Below are 17,655 nucleotides of genomic sequence, written 5' to 3'. Positions count from 1 at the left end.
GAAGGACCCGAGAGGGGTGGCCCGGCCGCCGTCCGACCCCGTTTTTTCGAGCAGGGCAGAGGGTTAGCCCCTATAACTTTTCCAATTTTCCGGTCCGCCCGATTTTCGTGGCGAAGGACACGAGGTTAGCCTCTACGAAAATTCTACTCTCACCTGGGCATGGACCAGCCGGAGGCAGGTGCGGTCATTCCCTGGCTCAATCTGTACGATCGCTGGTCTTCAATGCCAGCAAGCAGGCGGCGCTCGAAGTTCATGGGGAACCACTGTCGCGCGCGCTCCGCGCTGATCTCGTAGAACTGGTAGCGTGCCTGATAGGTCACGGCCGAAACGAAGACGAAGACGGGCTCGATGGCTTTCTTGCCTTTGCGTCGCCAGATTCCGCGCCTCAACGAACTTCCCGGTTGAGGAACAAAGTACCGATTGCGGGATGGGCCTGCTCTCTTCCGTGAGCGCGCTGTTTCCCATTGGTGCGCATCGGACGTCGCGAACAGTTGCGACAGTATGCTGGTGAAAACCCCGGCGGAGACGTTGCCGTATGCATTGAGCTTCAGGCCAGACGCCGGAACCGCGTATTCGTTCGATGCCATGATGCCACGCTGGATCAGCCAACGCTCGAACGGTTTATGCGGTCTCGCACCCCCCTCGACCTGCGGCAGGAGATAGTGCCCGCCCTTGCGGTTGCTCTCCTTGAAGTAGATGCCGGCAGCAAGGTCACGGCGTGTACTGGCTTTGAGCACCCGCAGGCTGTTGAGCGTATAGCGTGTGGGCCGATCAAAGACGATCGGGAGAACAGCACGGTGATAGTCGCGCAGATCTTCAACCGTATCGTTCAGCGCCTGCGCGGTCGCGAATGGGATCTGGCGACGGTAGATGTCCTCCAGGTTCTTCGTCCACTCGGCAATGTTGCTCTGGAATGCGAAGTCCATACCAATAGACATGCAAAAGGCGACCTATTGGTCGCCTCTGGTGTCATATGACATAGCGGTAGCACCGGCCCTGAATCGATGCCTCTCAAGCGAGGCTGTCAGGGGAGGGTCCTGCCGGTAAGCAGCTCCGGGTCTACGCCCGTTCGCTGATGGTCTGGCCATCAACTCTAAAGCCCACACATGGGATCCAGGATCTTCCGTGGAGTATTCTTACTCACACTTTTTCGATTTGCGCAATATCCAATTCGACGGGTGTTTCCCGCCCGAAGATGTTGACCTCCACCGATACTCTGAACTTCTCCATATCCACCGCAGCGACGATTGCATTGAACGATGCAAAGGGCCCATCGCATACCCGCACCTCTTCCCCGATGCCGAACTTTGTCTTCACCGCCTCGCGATGTTCGTAGCGTCCGGCATCGGCGAAGTCCTTGAAACGTGATACCTCTTCGTCAGCGACGCGGAACGGTCTCATCGGATCGCCAACGATGCCGATGACGCTATCGACCGCCAACAAACCGGCGATAGCGGTCGGCAGAGGAAGGCACCTAACGAGGACATATCCAGCGATTACCGGTCTTGCCGAGATGTTCCTGATCCGGCCACGGCGCACGATTCGATAGGGTTTGCACCGGACAACGAGCGCCTCCACATCGCTACGCTCCAGCCTGTTTTCCACAGCCGTTTCACATCCGGTCATGACCCTGAGGCAATACCAACCGGGCTTCATCTCGGGATAGTCGCAGGCGATTCGCTCTGTTGTACCTCTGGAGGCCATGGAGAGCTGATCGATAAACATGCGACGTTCCCGGATCGCCTTGTCTTGCTTGAAGTCGCAGAACTCCCGAATCTCGATTGCTCCGGCAGACCTGAACTGCGACCGTTTATGCTGCATGTTCATCGCCTCGGACCTCGCTCAAACGTTCCCTGAAACTCTCCAGCGCCACCAATGCCGCTTCCACCGAGTCGCCGCCCATATTCGGGAAGCAAATCCATCCGTCAGAGCCAACAGGCGGGAACGGCCAGCCCATTTCGTCGTAGACCGCGCGCCAAGCCACAACCGTAGGCGATGCGGCGTGATAACTGCGGAAGTCTTCCGCGGATGCGGCTATGTCCGCCGGCACAAGCGCGCCTCGGCGATCGGCGTAGAGGCTGTTCACCTTCGGCCATGCATGCCGACGGCGATGCTCCTTGCGCTCCCGGTCGGCCACCGGCCCTCCGGCTTTCACCATGGCTTCCAACGTTGACGGCATGCGGGGTAGCGGGCTTTCCGGCCCGAGCAGAATGGCTAGGCACAGAGCCTGATATTCCTTGCTGAAGAGCTTGTACCGCTCCGTCGCCTGCGTAGCTGCCTGCACCACAGTTTCCGGAAGACGTTCCCACATGCGCTGTGCCAGGTAGGTCGAGGACTTTTTGACCTTGGTACGGGAAAGCCCGTTCTTCCCGTACACCCGTTCAAGCCAGATTTGCGTCTTCTCCTCGCAATCCCGTCGCTGCTGCGGAGAGAGGGCGAGCCAGGCATTGCGGGTCCGGTGCTCGTCGTCGTCCTCGAAGCTTGGCCATTTCGACCACCACTGCCGAAAACGGCGCTCAAGCGCCTTGGGACTTTCTTCCTCTTCCCCTTCTTCGCGCGCTTGCGCTCTCTCTCTCGGAAGATCAGAAGCCGTTAAGGTAGAGTCGTTAATAGGTGCCGGTCCAGAGTCGGCAGGGGGTGCCGGTCCAGAGTCGGCAGGGGGTGCCGATATACCGGCAGGGGTGCCGACATGCCGGCAGGGGGTAGAGCCGCTATCGGCATCGTCAATAGGACCGAATTCCTTCTCGTCATCGGCGTCCCATGCAGCAATCGCATTGCTCGAAACCTCGCGGTCATAGACCACGCGATACCAGTGAGCACTGTCCCGTCCGCTTTCGCTAACAACGACGCGCCGCTCCACGCCGCCGATCTCGACGAGGCGGTCGATCGAGGCCTGCACGGTCGAGCGCGCAAGGGAAAGCTCCTCGGCCATCTTGACCTGCGAACGGCGGCACCAGCCGTGCTTACTGCTCGTGTGGCGGCCGAGAAGGCAAAGCACCTGAAGGTCGCGGCCCTTGAGACGCGGATCGGTTACGATCCAGCCTGGAATGATGGAAAAGCGCGCGTCGCTCACTCCGCAGCCTCCCTGAACTCTGCAAGGTCCGGGCAGTTCGCCGAGATCAATGCCGCCATGACGGGCGGCGAGACGCTGTTGCCGACGCAGGAGACCTGCACGGACTTCGGGAACGCCGTCCACACTGGCTCGCCGCTGACCTCGTCGATTGCCCAGCCACCGTCGATCACGTAGTCGGCCGGGAAGCCCTGCGCGTTATAGAGCTCGCGCGGCGTCAGCATGCGCATGCCGATATCGACGATGACGAAGGTCTCGCCGCCGATGACGATCGTCACGAATTCCCGCTCATCCCAGAACCCGTGCGCGCGCAGGAACGCCGCGACCTCGCGCGCACGGTCGGCCTGATCGTCGGTGAAGGGTGGCGCAGAGCATCCCGCCTCGACGTGGCTGAAGCGCGGCTTCGTCGTCAGCGTATGCATCGGCTCACTTGCGGGCGTGTCCTGATCGACCCCGTAATAGGCGTGGAGAAACGGTGCAACGAGAACGGACTTCCCACCACCATCCGCGGTGATCGTGCCATTTGGCGCGTCAATGGGATGCCCGGTCGAGGTCCCGAACTGGCGCGAGACGAAAGCCGACACGACACCTTGCTGGCTGCCTGCCTGCGTTACCGTCGACATGGGCTCATCCGCCGCGCGGCCCGGATTGACGCCACCGATGCGCCGGCTGTCGTTGTTGTGCTGCGCAAGGAACGCCGCGGCAACGCAGCCGTCCGCTTTCGCGGTAATCGTCGCGAGCGGCTCGCCGCCGCCGCGAGGCCGGCTCTGCCCTGCCCGGCCGCCGCACCCGACCAGCGTCGGGATGATGACGGAGTTCTGGTCCTTGCCGCTGGCGGTAATCGTATGATGCGGATCCGCGACGCTGCGAACGGAACCGCCGTGCTGCGCGGCGGTCAGCACCGGCGCGACGAGCGTCAGGCCCGCCCCGCCCGCCGTGATCGTATGGGTCGGCTCGTCCGCGCCGTTAAACGGCTTTCCGGCATTGCGCATCGTCATAAGATGCGGTGCGACAACGCCGAGCGGCGCAGCGCCGCCGGGCCGGTTGATGAAGCTGTTCGCTGTGATCGTCGACAGCGGCTCGCGGGCGTCCTGACCGGTCGCGCCCGTATTGAACCGGATGACTGAAGGCGCGACGACGGCATGCTTGATCCCGCCCGCCACGACCGTTCCGAGCGGCGCGTCGATATCCATCGCGCGCGGCGCTTGGCCCGTCCGCTCCCCGTAGCCAGTCTGCACGATGAACGGCCGCTCGGCATCGAGCACGTACCGCTTCATGCCGCGCGCAACGCGGGCCATGGTGGCGCCGGCGAGCGGACGGATGGCCCGCAATCCGTGCTTGACCATGATCGCCTCGGCCGTGTCGAAGATCGACGGGCACGGCAACGACCAGTCGATGCATTCGGCCGCCGTGCGCCAGGGCAGCTTCTTCCCGGCAATGACATCCGGATCGTCCGGCTGGCCGTGTGTCGCCTCCGGCCAGACAATCGGCTTGTCGTCGCGGCGCGCGATCAGGAACAGGCGCTTGCGGATGGTTGGCGCGCCATAGTCGCAGGCGCGCAGCTCGCGCCACTCGACCTTGTATCCGAGCTTGCGCATAGCTTTCAGCCACGCCTTGAAGGTCTCGCCACGGCGCTCGGGATCGGGCATCAGGCCGCGATCCGTCTGCATGAGCGGCCCCCAGTCCTTCCATTCCTCGACGTTCTCCATGGTGATGACGTCGGGCCTGGCCCGCTCCGCCCAGAGCACGATGATCCACGCGAGATCGCGGATGTTGCGCTTGACCGGCTTGCCGCCCTTGGCCTTCGAGAAATGGCAGCAATCGGGCGAGAAGTGCGCGAGGCCGACATGCTTGCCGGCGACATGGTCGAGCGGGTCGACGCGGTAGATGTTTTCCGAAAGGTGCAGCGTCTCCGGATGGTTCGCCGCGTGCAGCGCCAGCGCCGCCGCATTGTGGTTGATGGCGATATCCGGGGAACGGCCGAGCGCCATCTCGATGCCGGTCGATGCCCCGCCGCCGCCGGCGAAGCTGTCGATGATGAGCGGGCGGCCCGGGCGAGGCGTTGCCGTAACGGCAGAAAGGCAGTCGTGAAGGGTGGCGTTCATGCCGTCTCGCTTTCCGGCGTCGCCGCCTCGTAACCCCATGCGTGCCAGCCGGGACGCGGCGCGCGGCAGAACAGCTCCAGCCGCGGCATGTCCGGGTAGAGGCGTTCGATCTGTTCGGCGAACCAGTCCGGTTTGGCGCTGTGGCGCCCCTTGCGTTCGCGGTAGATGGTTTCCGGCTGGGTGCCGGGCAGCGGCGCGACGGGCTGTCCCCGTTTGCCGATCAGCAGGAGCTCGTGACGGTCGCGGCCCCAGTAGCCCGTGCCGGCGATTTCCTTGTCCCAGATCCAGTGGTGCACATAGGAGAAGCCCCACGCCGCCATGACGCGAAACGCGTCCGGCAGCATGGGGTTGGTCGCCCACAGGAAGAGCACGGCGTCGCGCTTGGCCGGATCGCCGATCTCGTCGAACAGCGCGCAGATATCGTCCGTCGGCATGGTGGGATAATGGTTCTCGGCGCTCTTCTCGCGTCCCGTCACCTCGCTGCGCACGCCGAACTGCCAGGGCGGGTCGGCGTAGATGACCGGGTATTTCGTCTCGACACGCCCGGCCGTCGGCTGTCCGCGATCGACCACATGCGCCATGTGGGTGAGGCGCACGGCGTGGCGGAGCTTCGCCCGTTTCTCGCGGATCTCCTTAGCACGCTGGACGATCTGCTTTTCCTCCAGGCGAAGCACCTCCTCCTGCGCCTCGCGCTCAAGGAAGCTGATGGCCTCGCCGGCATTGACCGAGATACGCCCGTCGCGGATGGCGTCGGATAGCTGCTCGATGCCCCTTTCGCGGATCTTGACGGCTGCACGAACTGCCCTTTCGGAGATAGACAAACGGCGGCCTGCTTCTCGCTCGGTGACGGCGCCTTCGTGCCTGGTGCTTCGGTTCATGCCTTGGTATGTGTCCACCACCTTCGCAGCCACCATTGCCCGCTGGCTTTCCGAAAGATGCCGCCGGTGCAGATTCAGCGACAGGACGAAGCCGAGCGGGTCCTTGCCCTCGTAGTCCTTCGTCCATGCGTCGATGCCGATGAGCGCACAGGCCGCCTCTCGGTTTCGTCCGTCGAGAATATGGCCGTCGAGCAGCCAGACAGGCTCTTCCTGTCCGCGCGTGGCGATGTCGTCCGCAAGACGCTGCAGCTCGTCCTCGGTGAACATCGGGAAGAGTGCCGCCAACGGATGGTGTGGCAGGCGCGCCGGCGGCCCGCACCCGGCGGGCGACTGGCTTTCCTCACTCTCCTCGGCCGGCACAAGGCCAAGCGAAGCGGCGAGATCTGTCGGATACCACCGGCAGCCGTCCTGTGGGTCGCGCCGCAGATACCCCTTGGCGTTCAGCGCGCGGCATTTTATGAGATCTCGCGGTTCCTGCGAATGGAAAGAGCCGCCCACGAGGGCGACGGCAAGTATCGAGGATTGCGCCGGCGATAGTGTCGTCACTTTTTAGTGCTCCCGGCGTTAAGAAGCTTGGCGAGTGCTTCAGCGGAGATCACGTCACTGACGATGCATCTGCGTCCTCGGCCTGCGCATGCGCCGCAAGGGCGCGAAGGACCGCTATCTCCCGCTCGGCGTCGCGAATGAGATCAGGAATGTTTCGCAGGCAAATACTTGCGAAGGGCGCACCAGCAATGCGGCTTTTGGGAAGACGCGACCCGGTGTCTACGTCTTCGTGGCCGCGCGCCATTCGAGACGCCCGATGCAACGAAAGAACGCCGCTGCTGACGTCCTCGATCAAAGCCGGTTTCCGTGACGACAGGAGACGCTTTGCCGTCGCGACTGACCGGGGCGATATCCTGAACATCTCAGCAACTCGCCAGACCGGCAAATTTGCCGGTCTGGCGGTCGTTTGATTAAGCCCCATCGGCCAGTTCGCCAATCGTGCGGCGACGATCGCTCTTTGACTCTCGTTCAGATGGCGACGATGGAGATTGCCCGACACGACGAACGCGAGCGGGTCGTCTCCGTCGTGAGTTTCAAAGATTGGATCGATACCCACCATACGGCAGGCCTCAAAGCGAGCGCGTCCATCCAGAATTTCATCGTCAAGCAATACGATTGGAGACCGGAGTCCATGTAGCGCGATGTCGCGTGACAATTCCAGGACTTCCCTCGCCGCGAGCGGAGGGAATATCATCGCAAACCGGCTGTATCGCCTGTCCGCAAAGGGCGATGTAAAGTCATCAAGCAATGTAGCGGCGGCATATTCCACGCTGAGGGTCATCAGTGCGCCCTCATCAGCCTGAGGCAGTATTCCCGCCCCTTGACGGTGATGTGCCATCGGTCAATGGCGCCGCGCACCGGCACCAGATATCCGGCGGTACAGGCCTCGCGGAAGCGGGCGCCGCACCCGAGGACCATGCCGTGCGGGTCGGCGTGGGCGTCGCGGACGACCTTGCGGGCCGCGTCGGAAAGTTTCTCGATGACCATCATCAGTGGTTCCCCGGTCTCTTCAACTGGTTGCGGACGGTGGCGAGCGAGGCGATCAGGCCGGAGACCGCGCGCGTGTCGGATATGCCGCTATCGACCGCCTTGATGGCGGAGGCGGTGAGCAGGACGGAAAGGGCCTTGATGTCCTCTTCCGGCAGGACGGCCTCGATCCGGCGAATGGTCTCTTCGGAATCCGAATAGTCGTGCGCCGCCATCACAGCACCGCGTCGAGCTGTGCGAGGATCTGCTTGGCGGCGACGATCTTGCTGCGGATGGCGACGCGCTCGGCAGCGTCGATATGGTCGTCGCCTTCGATCGCGCGCGCGACCTCGCGCACCACGTCGTCGAGCACGCCATCCAGTTTCAGGATGGCGCTCGCCGTGACGCTGCCGAACCCCGCCGGGCGCTCCGCCTTCACCAGCCGGTCCATGGCGCTCAATAAAAACGGATGCGCGCTCTGCCGGTCGAGCTGCACGGCAAGGTCGAGCCGGATGAAGCTCGCCTGCCATTCCTCAGCGGGCGAGGCGTATTTGGTAAGGGTTGACGAACGTACGCCGAGGATGTCGGCCGCCGCGGTGACGCCGCCGACGGCCTCGTAGGCGGAGACGGTCGCGGCCTTGATAATGGATTGGCAGTCGGAAAATGAGCGCACGAAGACACCCCTGAGGTTCGGTCAAGGAAAAAATGGACTGAAAGGATTCCGTGAAGGCCGCGCGGACGCCGCCTAGTGTCGAGCCATCAACTCACGGAGGCCCGCATGCAGGCGAAAAGAAGAACGGCGCCGGAACAGTCCGCCACGCAACACCTTTCGGGACCGCGTTCCGGCGCCAGGTGGTGCGAAAGCCAAGATCGACCGGCAAGCCGAGCTGCGTTACGCACATGGGGGTGGAGAGGTTCATTCGGCGGGCTCCGGCGCTGGGCCAAATACGTCCGGCCGGATCACGTGCCGAGAAACGCCAGTAATACGCTCGAATTCGAGAACGCGTTCCGCGGGGACACGAGGCCACGAGTGGAAAGAGCTATGCTTGATGCCTAGCTCCCGAGAGAGCGCGACAACGCCCCCGACTTTCGCAGCCGCAATCTCAACAATCTCTATCATGACACATAACGTAGTTGATGCCTACGCTACGTGTCAATGGCCTACGTAGGTGCACAATGGTAGCCTTTAGCTACAACTCTGCTATGGAAAAACTTGACACTCTCGGCTCGCGCCTTCGCTACGCTCGCAATGCCAAAGGCCTGACGCAGGATCAGGTCGCTGCCGAATTCGAGATCAAGCGCAACAATATCTCGACTTGGGAAAGTGGGGATACGCGGCCAGACCTCGAAAAATTACCTGCGCTGGCGCAAATCTACGGAACCACAGAAGCCTGGCTATTGCACGGGCAGGGTGAGGCGCCACCCAAGATTGCCAGGCCGAAAAGTGCGGGTGGCCGACAAAGGGCCGAGGCCGAAAGACCTTCATACCCGGTCGTACCGCTGGTTCCAGGGCGCGAACTCCTTGGCACTGGAAAGATGCCGCTCTACGCGGGCGCGATGGGTGGTGACGGTCACGTCATCATCACGTTCGATGCCATCGACTACGTCAAGCGGCCGGCAGAATTAGAGAACGTAAAGGGTGGATATGGGTTGCTGATCGTTGGTGAATCCATGATCCCCGCCTTTTGGCCGGGCGACATGGCCTTGGTAAACCCGCACCTTCCACCCGCGCGCCAGCGCAACGTTATCCTCTATCACACTCCACCGCACGGCGGCGACGTTGAGGCGATCGTGAAGCAGTTGAACGGCTGGAACGAGCGTGAATGGCAACTCCAGCAGTACAATCCTCCACGCGAATATGCTGAGTTTCGGCACGAGTGGCCTATTTGTCATCGTGTTGTTGGAAAATATGACGCGCGCTAATACGCAACTTCCAAGAGATCCGCTGGATCTTCACCGTACTGCGCAATGATGACAGCGTCGTCCCAAGCACCGACTTCGGGATCGCCCGAACGGGAAAATGCCACCACTGAGGCGCTAGATTGCGCAAGCCTCAATGCTAGTTGTTCGCAATGTCTTTTATCTCGCGCCTCTTTTGGGGCGTCCGGGACAAGCATACCCTTGTTGCCGCGCTGGAACGATTGAACGACGAAATACGTAAGCATCGATAGCTCCTTTGTTCTCATTCCGTTCACGTCATAAAGACTCATAGGCGAATCAGAGTCGAGTCTTTTCTGTAGGGGCTGCCTACAAATTTCCGCTTGACGCCTACGTAGGTAAAAACTACATTTGCTTCGTTCCTCCCGGACGGGTAGGCCGCCGCTGTTCACACCCCCACCCTCCAGCGCAGCGGCGGCCATCCTCTCCGGTTCACCCCAGAACGGAGAACCGCAATGCATCACCCCAGCAAATCCCAGCAGACCCGCATTCGCCAGATGGCGAACGCCATGCGTGAACTCGGCGACGACTGCACGATCGAGCGCCTGATCCGCCTCAAGTTCACGCGGCGCGAAATTTCGATCTATGGCGAGGCCGCAACCGAGATGGCGAACGCCCGCTCCGTGCGCCCCGGCCGCAAGGCGGCCTGATCGCCATGGCGCTCACCGATCACATCTACGATCAGCGCCTTCACCTTCGCCGGCCGCCCGTGCCGGTGAAGGCCATCCATCACATTTTCCGCGTCCGCCTCGCCGGCGGCGCCGAACACGTCGTCTCGGCCGCGAGGGCCGAGGACGCCAATCTGCATGTGAAGCGTCGCAACCCCGGCAAGCGCATCGTCTCGACGTTCGTCGACGGCGGTAAGGAGTGAAGCGAATGGAAAAGCAACCCTACATTCCGCGTGAGCCGTCCATCCTGGAGCGCAGCGCGAACATCGCCAGCGGATACATCATCATCGTCGGCATCCTCGCCATGGGCCTCTTCGGCCTCGCCTGCACGCTGCAGCTCGTCAAGATCGAGCGCCAGATGGCCGTCGAGGCGAGGGTCTGACGATGGAGGATATGCACGCCGACTGGATGGCGCAGCACGACGCCGACGCGCTCCGCATGCGCAAAAGCGCCTGGCGCCATCTCATCGTCCTTGTCCTCATCGTCGGCGGGTTCCTCGCCATGGCGCTTACGGCAACCTTTTTGGTCCTTGCAAGGCTTTGACCATGAGCCGCCGTGATCGCATCCGCGCCAAAATCCTTTCCCGCGTCGTCGTCGATGCGAAGACCGGCTGCTGGCTGTGGACTGGCCCGACATCAGGAGAGCGCGGTCGCGGCAAGGGCTACCCGCGCATGTCGCTCGACGGTCAGACGGTCGCCGTGCATCTCGCGATGTGGACCAACGAACATGGCTTCATACCAGGCAAAAAGCAGCTCGATCACAAGTGCCGCAACCGCCTCTGCGTCAATCCGGACCCGAAACACACCGAGCTTGTGACGCACCGTGAAAACATGCGCCGGCGCGATCGCGCGCGCCGCCAGTCCGCTACCCCCCCCCGTTTGCGAAGAGGTCGCCGGTTGACGGCTCGACCCGCCTTTAGGAGTGCGCCGCATGGCCAAGGAATATCTGCATAATGGCGAGGCCGTCGAGCATCTGTATCGACGCATCGCCGACAATGCCCCGCGCGAGGAACTACTGGAGATCGTCCACGACAGGTGGGGCCAGAGATACAATCTCCGCCCCCCCCGTCAGCGAGATCCAGCTTGCCCGCAACTGCGGCACGGAGCGTCGCACCGATGGCTGACGCATGGTTCACCATTCACCGCTCGTCGCTGCTTCCTGCCCTTTCGCGCGTATCCGACGCGATCGACACGAAATCCAAGATTCCGATCCTTGCCCACGTCCTGCTCCAGCCGGACGGCGCAACGCTGCGCCTTCGCTGCACCAATCTCGATCTCCAGATCGAGGCGGAATGCGAAATGATGGACGGCGCCAACTTTCCGCCCGTCGCGCTACCCGTCAGCCGTCTTTCTGCCGTGCTCAAGGAGATGCCGGAGAGCGCCGAACTGATATTCGGCCCCGGCCGCATGAAAGATCAGGTCGGCATCCGGTCGGGCCGCTCTTCGTTCTCGCTCCCCTGCCTGCCTGGGGGTGACTTCCCCGAGATGGGCGGAAGGATCGATGGCGACTGGATCGAGATTGACGGCGCTAAGCTGGCTGAGGCCCTGAAGAAAGCGGCCTACGCCGTGAACAAGGCCGATGATCGCGCATATCTGTGCGGTTTCTGCCTGCACGGAACCGAATCCGGCGACGGAATGATCGTCGCGGCCACCGACGGGCACTACCTCGTGCAGGTCAAGATGCCCGGCTCCGGCGCCGTGGCGTTTCCCGAGGTGGAGAATTCCTATCCGCACATCATCCTGCCGCCGATGGGTGCCGATCCGATCCGCAAGCTGCTGGACGGCGCCAAGCATGGCGCCCGCATCGCGGTCAGCGCGGCAAAAATCGCTGTCGCCTATGACGGCGTCGAGATTCAGTCGAAACTGATCGACGGAACCTATCCGATGTATGAGCGTGTCATTCCGGCGCGCACGGAGCAGACCATCATCGTGCCGCGCGAGGCGTTGGCCTCCGGCGTCAAGCGTGTCGCGGCGATGGTAGACGACGCCAAGAACGACGGCATCCGCCTGAAGGTCGCGTCGGATGGCCTGCACATCGACATGCTGACCGCCGAGGGCGGCTTCGCCTCGGACGTCGTGCAGGGAGAGATCAACGCTCCGGACGGCTTTATCGTCGCGCATTCGGCGCCGCGCCTGGAGAAAACACTCTCCGGCATCCAGTCCGTCGACATCGAAATCAGCCTCACCGACGAGACGACAGCCATCGTCATGCGTCCGCTCGACGGTACTCCCGAACTTTACCTCCTGTCCGCCATGCGGCCCAGATTTGTCGCGGAGTAACAAGATGAACGGCAAACACGCAGCAGAACGTCATCGCCGGCAAAGCGGTGCCTTCCGCGCCGGTATCGAAGAGGGCCGGCGGCGCGAACGCGACGCACAGAACATCTCGCTCGGATCACTTCGCAATACGCCCGATTTTGTGCTCGGCGATCGCGTCCAGAAGGTCGGCGGCCGCTATGGCGGTCCCGGCCGCATCGTCGGCATAAGCGAGGATCTTGATGGTGATGGCTATCGGCTCTACCAGGTCGCGATGCGCGTCGAAGGCGGCTACGGCGAGTTCGTCCACGTCTTCCCGTCGTCCTGCCTGCGGCTCGTCGTCGATGCGGTTGCCGATGTGCCGCGCGATACGGCATCGGCCCTGTCGGCGTAGAGCGGCTGGGACCAGTCTAATCTGCCGTGGTCCGCAGCTAAGCATCAGGACAGGGCGTGCGCCGCAGTCTTCGGTCCAACCTGGGCGATGGAAGATGCCGCCGCGCTGATCGGATTCATTAACAAGACCTGGCACACCTCCACAGGCACGAAGGGTGGCGAGTGATGCGGTATTTCGAACAACTCCGCATCGGCTGGATCATCGAGAGCATCGAGATATTCGGCTTCATCAACCGCAGCCACGTCAGCAAGAAATTCGGCGTCACCCAGCAGGTGGCGTCCAGCGACTTCGGCAAGGTTCAGAAACTGCACCCGCACCTCATGCGCTACGACGCCAGCGCCAAGTGCTATTTCCTGAAAGACGACACCAATGGGTGACCAGAGCAAATCCCTGTTCGAGCGCCCGCTGTTGGCGAAGCTCGGCATTTTCCAAGATGCCAACGACGAAGCGCAGGACGCTTTGCGCGCCGAAAAGGTGGCCGCCGAGAAGCAGGCTATCATCGCCGAGGCCTATCGCCAAATGCCGGCCGACCTGCGCCAGCGCGCGGCTGAATGGGGCGTGTCAGCCCTCATGGAAACGATCTGGCTGAACGGTTGGGACTGCGGTTACCGCCAGTCCATGCGCGACGCCAGAGCAGCAAAAGGGCGGTGAGTGATGGAGATCATCATCAACGGCAAGGTATCCGCCGACCCGAAAGACCGCATCCTTGCGATCGAGGCTGTCACCCGCGCGATTTGCGAACAGACCGGGCAGGACCCGGCCGAGGGCGTCATGATGCTTCTGACCGCCGCAGTCCATCTGTCCCAAACCTATTCCCGCTCGCCGGTCGCGCAGACTGTGGCAACGCTTGCCGAGTGCCTAGGCCACGCCGTCGTAGCGGCCGACGATTTCTTTAAGCTGACCACCGTCGGGACGCCCACCAAAGACCCAGCGGAGGACGCTGCCGATGATTGAAGCGTTCATCTACGCCGCTGTTTTCAGCGGTTTGTATGAGTGCACCGGGCGGTTCTGGTTCTCCCTCGGCTGGCCGTATCACGCCGGCCGCCTGCTAGGAGGCGCCTTCCGATCCGAACAAAAGGACACCGACCATGGCTGATTTCGACGCCACCGAGAAGTCGCGCGCGTTGATGCCCACGCTCGCGCAGTCCTTCCAAGAGGTCGCTTTTAACCAGGCGAACGAATTCATCAGCGCCGGCCAATCCGCCAAGGAAGCCGCATCGATCGTCGCCAACATCCTCGTCGAAACGGCATGGATGGTTGCGGGGTGCGGCGTCCTCTCAGATGGCGGCACCCCGAACCCGGACAATTTTCGCGCGGCTGTCGAAGCGACCTTGCAGCGGATCACCTTCAGGGATCCTGACGCCAACGAACCGGCAGGGGTCGAGAAGCCGTGAACCTCGACCAGGCCAAAGCACTATACCCCGAGATCAAGAGCTTGCTTCCGCTGGCCAGCCCGGAATGGAGCGAGAGCTATAATCTGCGCGAAGGTATTGCCGAGATATGCATCCCCAATCGGTTTAACGGTGAGGTAGAGCCGATCGCGCACATTCTGGCCGATTGCCCTTATGATGATCGGCGCATGATGCTGAAGGCCCCCGTTTACCTGAACGCGGTCTGGGTTCTGCTCCACGAGGCTCTGCGCCGCATCCCCCGAGAAGACGTTCCCGCACCAACGAAGAAGAAGATCCAAACCGTCGCGCAGGCCTGCGGCCGAATGTGCAACGACGCCGACTTCCTGAGATTTCTGAGCGTCTGCCACAACGTGGACACCTCTGACCGCGAGCGCGTCGCTAATCGCGTGCGCACGATGATCAAGGTTGATTCGCGCGCGCAGCTCGACACGGACGAGATGGCGCGGCAGCGTTGGTTCTCACTCTGCGATGAATTCAGGTCCTGGCATGAAAGGAATCCGCGATGAGGACGGAGAGCACCAAGGCGGCTCCGCGAGAGCACTTCGCCCCTTGCCCCCTCCCGGTCGCTCGCGGTCTAAACCGCGCTCAGGCCGCGGCTTACATCGGCGTGTCACCATCCCTGTTTGACGAAATGATCGGCGATGGCAGAATGCCGGCGCCCAAGCGCATGAATTCGCGCACGGTATGGGATCGCCTCGCGCTTGATCGAGCGTTCGACAAGCTGCCCGGCGGAACCACCGACGATGCTGGCGCAGGCGAATGGGATGTGGAGCTCTGATGCCGCGAAAGTTCTCGAAAAAGTACGTGGTCGAAGATAAGACCGACGGCGTCCTGCGCTTCTATTTTCGCAGGAAGGGCCAGCCTAAAGTTCGCCTCCCAGGCCTCCCAGGGAGCGACGAGTTCAATGCGGCCTACTATGACGCCCTCAACGGCGTCATGGTCGATGGCAAGGGCGGCCCGAAGCTCTCGACAAAGGGCTCGCTGCGCTGGCTTTGCGAACTATACTTTCAATCGGCCGACTACAAGAAGCTCGACAAGCGCACCCAGCTCGTCCGCAAGCAGATCATAGAACACATGTGGGCGGAGCCTACCAAGCCAGGAGGCGACAAGCTCTTCGAGGATATCCCGCTGGGAAGCTTTGGTGCCAAGGCGGTGCGCGTATTGCGCGACCGCAAGGCTGACCTCCCCGAGGCAGGAAACGGCCGGGTGAAGGCGCTGCGAGCGGTTTTCAAGTGGGCGACGGCTCCGGGTGTGGAGCACCTCACAGCAAATCCGGCACGGGACGTTGCATACTTCCGGTCGGAAACGGATGGCGTACACACCTGGACCGAGGAGGAGGTCGCTCAATACGAGGCACGGCACCCGATCGGGACCAAAGCCCGCCTCGCGATGGCAATCATGCTGTATACGAGCCAGCGCCGAAGCGACGCAGTGCTACTCGGCAGGCAGCACCTGTCGAACGGAGCATTGCACTTCACGCAGCAGAAGAACCGGAACCGCAAACCTGTCCGGCTCGTAATCCCCATCCACCCGGAACTCCAAAAGATCATCGATGCCACGAAGTGCGGCGACCTGAGCTTCCTCGTGACAGAATTCGGAAAGCCTTTCACCGCCAACGGTTTTGGCACGTATTTCCGCCGCCGGTGCAATGAAGCGGGCCTGCCACATTGCAGCGCCCACGGCCTACGAAAGGTTGCAGCAACCCGCTTGGCAAATAACGGCGCGACAGAGCACCAGATCATGTCCGTGACAGGTCATTCCACATCGAAGGAAGTGACGCGGTACACCAAGGCGGCGGAGCAAAAACGACTCGCCAAGAGCGCGATGACCCTGCTTCATAAGCCTGAAGGCGACAATGTCTCAGAAGGCGAAACCGAGAACAAAAGTGTCCAGAAATAGCACTGCTTCAATTTTGCTGGACACTGAAAGCCAGAAAGTGAAGGAAAAACAATGATGAAAATAGCTGCTGGTGCCCCATGCCGGAATCGAACCAGCACTCCTTTCGGAACTCGATTTTGAGTCGAGCGCGTCTACCAGTTCCGCCAATGGGGCACGGCACTGCAGCCATCGCCGTTTACACGATGCGCTTGCGGGCGGCAACTGGCAAATCGGGGCGGGCGGAGGATCACTTATCCGTGCGGTGCATTTACAATGCGGGCGCACCTGATAGAACTCGGCGCCGTTTCGCCGGCATGTCCGCCGGCCCGATTGGACGATCCTGATGACGGCATCCCTTTCCCGCAAGACCTATGCTGGCCTGCTTTCGCTCGGCATGGCGGCGACCGTGGGCGGCGCGCTCGCCTTCGAGCATGTCGGCGGCTACATTCCCTGCGCGCTCTGCCTGTTGCAGCGCGATCCCTATTACTACGGCATTCCGGTCGCGGTGGCGGCCCTGCTTTCCGCCCTTTTCGGCGGACCGGCCTGGCTGACGCGGCTGCTGCTTGCCATCGCCGGGATCATGATGCTCGTCGGGGCCGGCATGGGCGTCTATCACGCCGGTGTCGAATGGGGCTTCTGGGAAGGGCCGGCGACCTGCGCGACTTCGGCACAGGGCGTCACCCAGAACGCGGGCGACCTGCTGTCCGATCTCAATTCCAAGCACGGCCCGTCCTGCACGGAAGCGTCCTTCCGCCTGCTGGGGCTTTCCTTCGCCGGCTGGAATGTGATCGCAAGCCTCATCCTCGCCGCGATCGCCTTTGCGGGCGTGCGGTCCGCGAAAGCCTGATGCCGCAGCGGGGCTGAGGCGCATGCCGTCGCCGCAAAAGCCTCTCCCGGCTTTGCGCGGCAGGCTTCAGGGCTGCAGTTCGACGTCCCAGTAGAGATAGTCCATCCAGCTTTCATGCAGATAGTTGGGTGGAAACAGTCGCCCGTTGTTGTGCAGATCCTGAACCGTCGGCTGGTAGGGCTTCTGATGCGGGAACATGCCCGCCTGCTTGGGCAGCTTGCTGCCTTTTCTCAAATTGCACGGGGAGCACGCCGCAACCACATTGCACCAGGTCGTCTCGCCGCCATGGGCGCGCGGGGTGACATGGTCGAAGGTCAGGTCGTGGGGCGAGCCGCAGTACTGGCATTCGAACTTGTCGCGCAGGAACACGTTGAACCGGGTGAAGGCCGGATGGCGCGAAGGCTGCACGTAGGTTTTCAGGCATACGACGCTCGGCAGGCGCATCGTGAAGCTCGGGGACGAGACCGAATGATCGTATTCGGCGATGATGTTTACGCGGTCAAGAAACACGGCCTTGATCGCGTCCTGCCAGGACCAGAGCGACAAGGGATAATAACTCAGCGGCCTGTAGTCAGCATTCAATACAAGGGCTGGCAGGGCCTGTGGTGAAACAGAAATCGTCAAGGGCTTCTCCTGATCGATTCGGCATCTGCCCTTCTATATTAGGCCCGTTGTTACAGCATTGTGAAGCGGGAAAG

General features: G+C 62.2%; 29 protein-coding genes and 1 tRNA gene. 17 read left to right on the top strand and 13 right to left on the bottom strand.

Annotated elements, in window-relative coordinates; all coding sequences use genetic code 11:
- Positions 1 to 149: 149 nt before the first annotated feature.
- The 10 genes from Q9316_RS17125 to Q9316_RS17080 form a co-directional block, all read right to left on the bottom strand.
- Positions 150 to 938, bottom strand: a complete 789-nt coding sequence (locus Q9316_RS17125) for a hypothetical protein (RefSeq protein WP_306032767.1) — start codon at positions 936 to 938, stop codon at positions 150 to 152.
- A 202-nt stretch (positions 939 to 1,140) separates the two neighbouring features.
- Positions 1,141 to 1,821, bottom strand: coding sequence for a transcription termination/antitermination protein NusG (gene nusG / locus Q9316_RS17120; RefSeq protein ID WP_306032766.1), 681 nt, complete (start codon positions 1,819 to 1,821; stop codon positions 1,141 to 1,143).
- The gene (locus Q9316_RS17115) at positions 1,811 to 3,073 is read right to left on the bottom strand and encodes a hypothetical protein (RefSeq protein ID WP_306032765.1); all 1,263 of its coding nucleotides are present in this window, start codon (positions 3,071 to 3,073) and stop codon (positions 1,811 to 1,813) included. Before Q9316_RS17115 ends, nusG begins: the two co-directional genes overlap by 11 nt.
- A complete protein-coding gene (locus Q9316_RS17110; RefSeq protein ID WP_306032764.1) occupies positions 3,070 to 5,175 on the bottom strand; it encodes a DNA cytosine methyltransferase in 2,106 nt (701 codons plus the stop codon). The genes Q9316_RS17115 and Q9316_RS17110 overlap by 4 nt, the downstream gene beginning before the upstream one ends.
- Complete coding sequence (locus tag Q9316_RS17105; RefSeq protein ID WP_371877933.1) at positions 5,172 to 6,599, bottom strand: MT-A70 family methyltransferase; 1,428 nt, start codon at positions 6,597 to 6,599, stop codon at positions 5,172 to 5,174. Before Q9316_RS17105 ends, Q9316_RS17110 begins: the two co-directional genes overlap by 4 nt.
- A gap of 49 nt (positions 6,600 to 6,648) precedes the next feature.
- Entirely contained in the window at positions 6,649 to 7,380 is a 732-nt protein-coding gene (locus tag Q9316_RS17100) for a hypothetical protein (RefSeq protein ID WP_306032763.1), read from the bottom strand.
- On the bottom strand, positions 7,380 to 7,589 hold the full coding sequence (locus tag Q9316_RS17095) for a hypothetical protein (protein ID WP_306032762.1): 210 nt from the start codon (positions 7,587 to 7,589) through the stop codon (positions 7,380 to 7,382). The genes Q9316_RS17100 and Q9316_RS17095 overlap by 1 nt, the downstream gene beginning before the upstream one ends.
- Positions 7,589 to 7,801, bottom strand: coding sequence for a hypothetical protein (locus Q9316_RS17090; protein ID WP_306032761.1), 213 nt, complete (start codon positions 7,799 to 7,801; stop codon positions 7,589 to 7,591). Before Q9316_RS17090 ends, Q9316_RS17095 begins: the two co-directional genes overlap by 1 nt.
- The gene (locus Q9316_RS17085) at positions 7,801 to 8,238 is read right to left on the bottom strand and encodes a hypothetical protein (protein WP_306032760.1); all 438 of its coding nucleotides are present in this window, start codon (positions 8,236 to 8,238) and stop codon (positions 7,801 to 7,803) included. Before Q9316_RS17085 ends, Q9316_RS17090 begins: the two co-directional genes overlap by 1 nt.
- Positions 8,239 to 8,481: 243 nt before the next feature.
- On the bottom strand, positions 8,482 to 8,685 hold the full coding sequence (locus tag Q9316_RS17080) for a transcriptional regulator (RefSeq protein ID WP_306032759.1): 204 nt from the start codon (positions 8,683 to 8,685) through the stop codon (positions 8,482 to 8,484).
- Positions 8,686 to 8,768: 83 nt separating this feature from the next.
- Here Q9316_RS17080 and Q9316_RS17075 point away from each other — a divergent pair, with 83 nt between their 5' ends.
- Positions 8,769 to 9,488, top strand: a complete 720-nt coding sequence (locus Q9316_RS17075; protein ID WP_306032758.1) for an XRE family transcriptional regulator — start codon at positions 8,769 to 8,771, stop codon at positions 9,486 to 9,488.
- Here the strand turns inward: Q9316_RS17075 and Q9316_RS17070 are convergent.
- Positions 9,485 to 9,730 carry a hypothetical protein gene (locus Q9316_RS17070; protein WP_306032757.1) on the bottom strand — a complete coding sequence of 82 codons (246 nt, stop codon included), beginning with the start codon at positions 9,728 to 9,730 and terminating at the stop codon, positions 9,485 to 9,487. The genes Q9316_RS17075 and Q9316_RS17070 overlap by 4 nt on opposite strands.
- A 228-nt stretch (positions 9,731 to 9,958) precedes the next feature.
- Here Q9316_RS17070 and Q9316_RS17065 point away from each other — a divergent pair, with 228 nt between their 5' ends.
- From Q9316_RS17065 to Q9316_RS16995, 15 genes are all read left to right on the top strand, one after another.
- Complete coding sequence (locus tag Q9316_RS17065) at positions 9,959 to 10,153, top strand: hypothetical protein (RefSeq protein WP_306032756.1); 195 nt, start codon at positions 9,959 to 9,961, stop codon at positions 10,151 to 10,153.
- A gap of 5 nt (positions 10,154 to 10,158) precedes the next feature.
- On the top strand, positions 10,159 to 10,374 hold the full coding sequence (locus Q9316_RS17060; protein ID WP_306032755.1) for a hypothetical protein: 216 nt from the start codon (positions 10,159 to 10,161) through the stop codon (positions 10,372 to 10,374).
- A gap of 5 nt (positions 10,375 to 10,379) precedes the next feature.
- Positions 10,380 to 10,553 carry a hypothetical protein gene (locus tag Q9316_RS17055; RefSeq protein ID WP_306032754.1) on the top strand — a complete coding sequence of 58 codons (174 nt, stop codon included), beginning with the start codon at positions 10,380 to 10,382 and terminating at the stop codon, positions 10,551 to 10,553.
- A gap of 2 nt (positions 10,554 to 10,555) precedes the next feature.
- Entirely contained in the window at positions 10,556 to 10,714 is a 159-nt protein-coding gene (locus Q9316_RS17050; RefSeq protein WP_306032753.1) for a hypothetical protein, read from the top strand.
- 2 nt (positions 10,715 to 10,716) lie between these two features.
- Positions 10,717 to 11,124, top strand: coding sequence for an HNH endonuclease signature motif containing protein (locus Q9316_RS17045; protein WP_306032752.1), 408 nt, complete (start codon positions 10,717 to 10,719; stop codon positions 11,122 to 11,124).
- A gap of 162 nt (positions 11,125 to 11,286) precedes the next feature.
- Positions 11,287 to 12,450: a DNA polymerase III subunit beta gene (gene dnaN, locus Q9316_RS17040; RefSeq protein WP_306032751.1), complete on the top strand. Its 1,164-nt coding sequence runs from the start codon at positions 11,287 to 11,289 to the stop codon at positions 12,448 to 12,450.
- 4 nt (positions 12,451 to 12,454) lie between these two features.
- Positions 12,455 to 12,820, top strand: coding sequence for a hypothetical protein (locus Q9316_RS17035; RefSeq protein WP_306032750.1), 366 nt, complete (start codon positions 12,455 to 12,457; stop codon positions 12,818 to 12,820).
- Between the two features lie 164 nt (positions 12,821 to 12,984).
- A complete protein-coding gene (locus tag Q9316_RS17030) occupies positions 12,985 to 13,197 on the top strand; it encodes a hypothetical protein (protein WP_306032749.1) in 213 nt (70 codons plus the stop codon).
- Positions 13,190 to 13,471 (top strand): hypothetical protein, encoded by a 282-nt coding sequence (locus tag Q9316_RS17025; protein WP_306032748.1) that lies wholly within the window; start codon positions 13,190 to 13,192, stop codon positions 13,469 to 13,471. The genes Q9316_RS17030 and Q9316_RS17025 overlap by 8 nt, the downstream gene beginning before the upstream one ends.
- A gap of 3 nt (positions 13,472 to 13,474) precedes the next feature.
- Entirely contained in the window at positions 13,475 to 13,774 is a 300-nt protein-coding gene (locus Q9316_RS17020) for a hypothetical protein (protein WP_306032747.1), read from the top strand.
- Positions 13,767 to 13,916 carry a hypothetical protein gene (locus Q9316_RS17015; RefSeq protein WP_306032746.1) on the top strand — a complete coding sequence of 50 codons (150 nt, stop codon included), beginning with the start codon at positions 13,767 to 13,769 and terminating at the stop codon, positions 13,914 to 13,916. The genes Q9316_RS17020 and Q9316_RS17015 overlap by 8 nt, the downstream gene beginning before the upstream one ends.
- Positions 13,909 to 14,214 (top strand): hypothetical protein, encoded by a 306-nt coding sequence (locus Q9316_RS17010; protein WP_306032745.1) that lies wholly within the window; start codon positions 13,909 to 13,911, stop codon positions 14,212 to 14,214. Before Q9316_RS17015 ends, Q9316_RS17010 begins: the two co-directional genes overlap by 8 nt.
- A complete protein-coding gene (locus Q9316_RS17005; RefSeq protein ID WP_306032744.1) occupies positions 14,211 to 14,738 on the top strand; it encodes a hypothetical protein in 528 nt (175 codons plus the stop codon). Before Q9316_RS17010 ends, Q9316_RS17005 begins: the two co-directional genes overlap by 4 nt.
- Positions 14,739 to 14,881: 143 nt before the next feature.
- Positions 14,882 to 15,010 (top strand): hypothetical protein, encoded by a 129-nt coding sequence (locus Q9316_RS25710; protein ID WP_371877932.1) that lies wholly within the window; start codon positions 14,882 to 14,884, stop codon positions 15,008 to 15,010.
- Positions 15,010 to 16,131 (top strand): tyrosine-type recombinase/integrase, encoded by a 1,122-nt coding sequence (locus tag Q9316_RS16995; RefSeq protein WP_306032742.1) that lies wholly within the window; start codon positions 15,010 to 15,012, stop codon positions 16,129 to 16,131. Before Q9316_RS25710 ends, Q9316_RS16995 begins: the two co-directional genes overlap by 1 nt.
- 68 nt (positions 16,132 to 16,199) lie before the next feature.
- On the opposite strand, the gene Q9316_RS16990 is transcribed toward Q9316_RS16995, so the two are convergent.
- Positions 16,200 to 16,284, bottom strand: a tRNA-Leu gene (locus tag Q9316_RS16990).
- A 166-nt stretch (positions 16,285 to 16,450) separates the two neighbouring features.
- On the opposite strand from Q9316_RS16990, the gene Q9316_RS16985 reads away from it, so the two are divergent.
- Positions 16,451 to 16,957 carry a disulfide bond formation protein B gene (locus Q9316_RS16985; RefSeq protein ID WP_306035343.1) on the top strand — a complete coding sequence of 169 codons (507 nt, stop codon included), beginning with the start codon at positions 16,451 to 16,453 and terminating at the stop codon, positions 16,955 to 16,957.
- A gap of 66 nt (positions 16,958 to 17,023) precedes the next feature.
- Here the strand turns inward: Q9316_RS16985 and Q9316_RS16980 are convergent, their stop codons facing one another.
- Positions 17,024 to 17,581, bottom strand: coding sequence for an HNH endonuclease (locus Q9316_RS16980; RefSeq protein ID WP_306032741.1), 558 nt, complete (start codon positions 17,579 to 17,581; stop codon positions 17,024 to 17,026).
- Positions 17,582 to 17,655 lie beyond the last annotated feature (74 nt).

This window comes from Shinella zoogloeoides (assembly GCF_030733845.1).
In the GTDB taxonomy this organism is placed as follows: Bacteria; Pseudomonadota; Alphaproteobacteria; order Rhizobiales; family Rhizobiaceae; genus Shinella; species Shinella zoogloeoides_C.
The sequence above is the reverse complement of the archived record's forward strand: the minus strand, read 5'-3'. Positions and strand labels throughout refer to the sequence as shown.

What these genes read in the sequence shown, in the direction of transcription:
- Q9316_RS17125 (WP_306032767.1), bottom strand. Translation starts at nt 938, where the DNA reads ATGTCTATTGGTATGGACTTCGCATTCCAGAGCAACATTGCCGAGTGG.
- nusG (WP_306032766.1), bottom strand. Translation starts at nt 1,821, where the DNA reads ATGCAGCATAAACGGTCGCAGTTCAGGTCTGCCGGAGCAATCGAGATT.
- Q9316_RS17110 (WP_306032764.1), bottom strand. Translation starts at nt 5,175, where the DNA reads ATGAACGCCACCCTTCACGACTGCCTTTCTGCCGTTACGGCAACGCCT.
- Q9316_RS17100 (WP_306032763.1), bottom strand. Translation starts at nt 7,380, where the DNA reads ATGACCCTCAGCGTGGAATATGCCGCCGCTACATTGCTTGATGACTTT.
- Q9316_RS17095 (WP_306032762.1), bottom strand. Translation starts at nt 7,589, where the DNA reads ATGATGGTCATCGAGAAACTTTCCGACGCGGCCCGCAAGGTCGTCCGC.
- Q9316_RS17090 (WP_306032761.1), bottom strand. Translation starts at nt 7,801, where the DNA reads ATGGCGGCGCACGACTATTCGGATTCCGAAGAGACCATTCGCCGGATC.
- Q9316_RS17080 (WP_306032759.1), bottom strand. Translation starts at nt 8,685, where the DNA reads ATGATAGAGATTGTTGAGATTGCGGCTGCGAAAGTCGGGGGCGTTGTC.
- Q9316_RS17075 (WP_306032758.1), top strand. Translation starts at nt 8,769, where the DNA reads ATGGAAAAACTTGACACTCTCGGCTCGCGCCTTCGCTACGCTCGCAAT.
- Q9316_RS17070 (WP_306032757.1), bottom strand. Translation starts at nt 9,730, where the DNA reads ATGCTTACGTATTTCGTCGTTCAATCGTTCCAGCGCGGCAACAAGGGT.
- Q9316_RS17065 (WP_306032756.1), top strand. Translation starts at nt 9,959, where the DNA reads ATGCATCACCCCAGCAAATCCCAGCAGACCCGCATTCGCCAGATGGCG.
- Q9316_RS17060 (WP_306032755.1), top strand. Translation starts at nt 10,159, where the DNA reads ATGGCGCTCACCGATCACATCTACGATCAGCGCCTTCACCTTCGCCGG.
- Q9316_RS17055 (WP_306032754.1), top strand. Translation starts at nt 10,380, where the DNA reads ATGGAAAAGCAACCCTACATTCCGCGTGAGCCGTCCATCCTGGAGCGC.
- Q9316_RS17050 (WP_306032753.1), top strand. Translation starts at nt 10,556, where the DNA reads ATGGAGGATATGCACGCCGACTGGATGGCGCAGCACGACGCCGACGCG.
- Q9316_RS17045 (WP_306032752.1), top strand. Translation starts at nt 10,717, where the DNA reads ATGAGCCGCCGTGATCGCATCCGCGCCAAAATCCTTTCCCGCGTCGTC.
- dnaN (WP_306032751.1), top strand. Translation starts at nt 11,287, where the DNA reads ATGGCTGACGCATGGTTCACCATTCACCGCTCGTCGCTGCTTCCTGCC.
- Q9316_RS17035 (WP_306032750.1), top strand. Translation starts at nt 12,455, where the DNA reads ATGAACGGCAAACACGCAGCAGAACGTCATCGCCGGCAAAGCGGTGCC.
- Q9316_RS17030 (WP_306032749.1), top strand. Translation starts at nt 12,985, where the DNA reads ATGCGGTATTTCGAACAACTCCGCATCGGCTGGATCATCGAGAGCATC.
- Q9316_RS17025 (WP_306032748.1), top strand. Translation starts at nt 13,190, where the DNA reads ATGGGTGACCAGAGCAAATCCCTGTTCGAGCGCCCGCTGTTGGCGAAG.
- Q9316_RS17020 (WP_306032747.1), top strand. Translation starts at nt 13,475, where the DNA reads ATGGAGATCATCATCAACGGCAAGGTATCCGCCGACCCGAAAGACCGC.
- Q9316_RS17015 (WP_306032746.1), top strand. Translation starts at nt 13,767, where the DNA reads ATGATTGAAGCGTTCATCTACGCCGCTGTTTTCAGCGGTTTGTATGAG.
- Q9316_RS17010 (WP_306032745.1), top strand. Translation starts at nt 13,909, where the DNA reads ATGGCTGATTTCGACGCCACCGAGAAGTCGCGCGCGTTGATGCCCACG.
- Q9316_RS25710 (WP_371877932.1), top strand. Translation starts at nt 14,882, where the DNA reads ATGCCGGCGCCCAAGCGCATGAATTCGCGCACGGTATGGGATCGCCTC.
- Q9316_RS16995 (WP_306032742.1), top strand. Translation starts at nt 15,010, where the DNA reads ATGCCGCGAAAGTTCTCGAAAAAGTACGTGGTCGAAGATAAGACCGAC.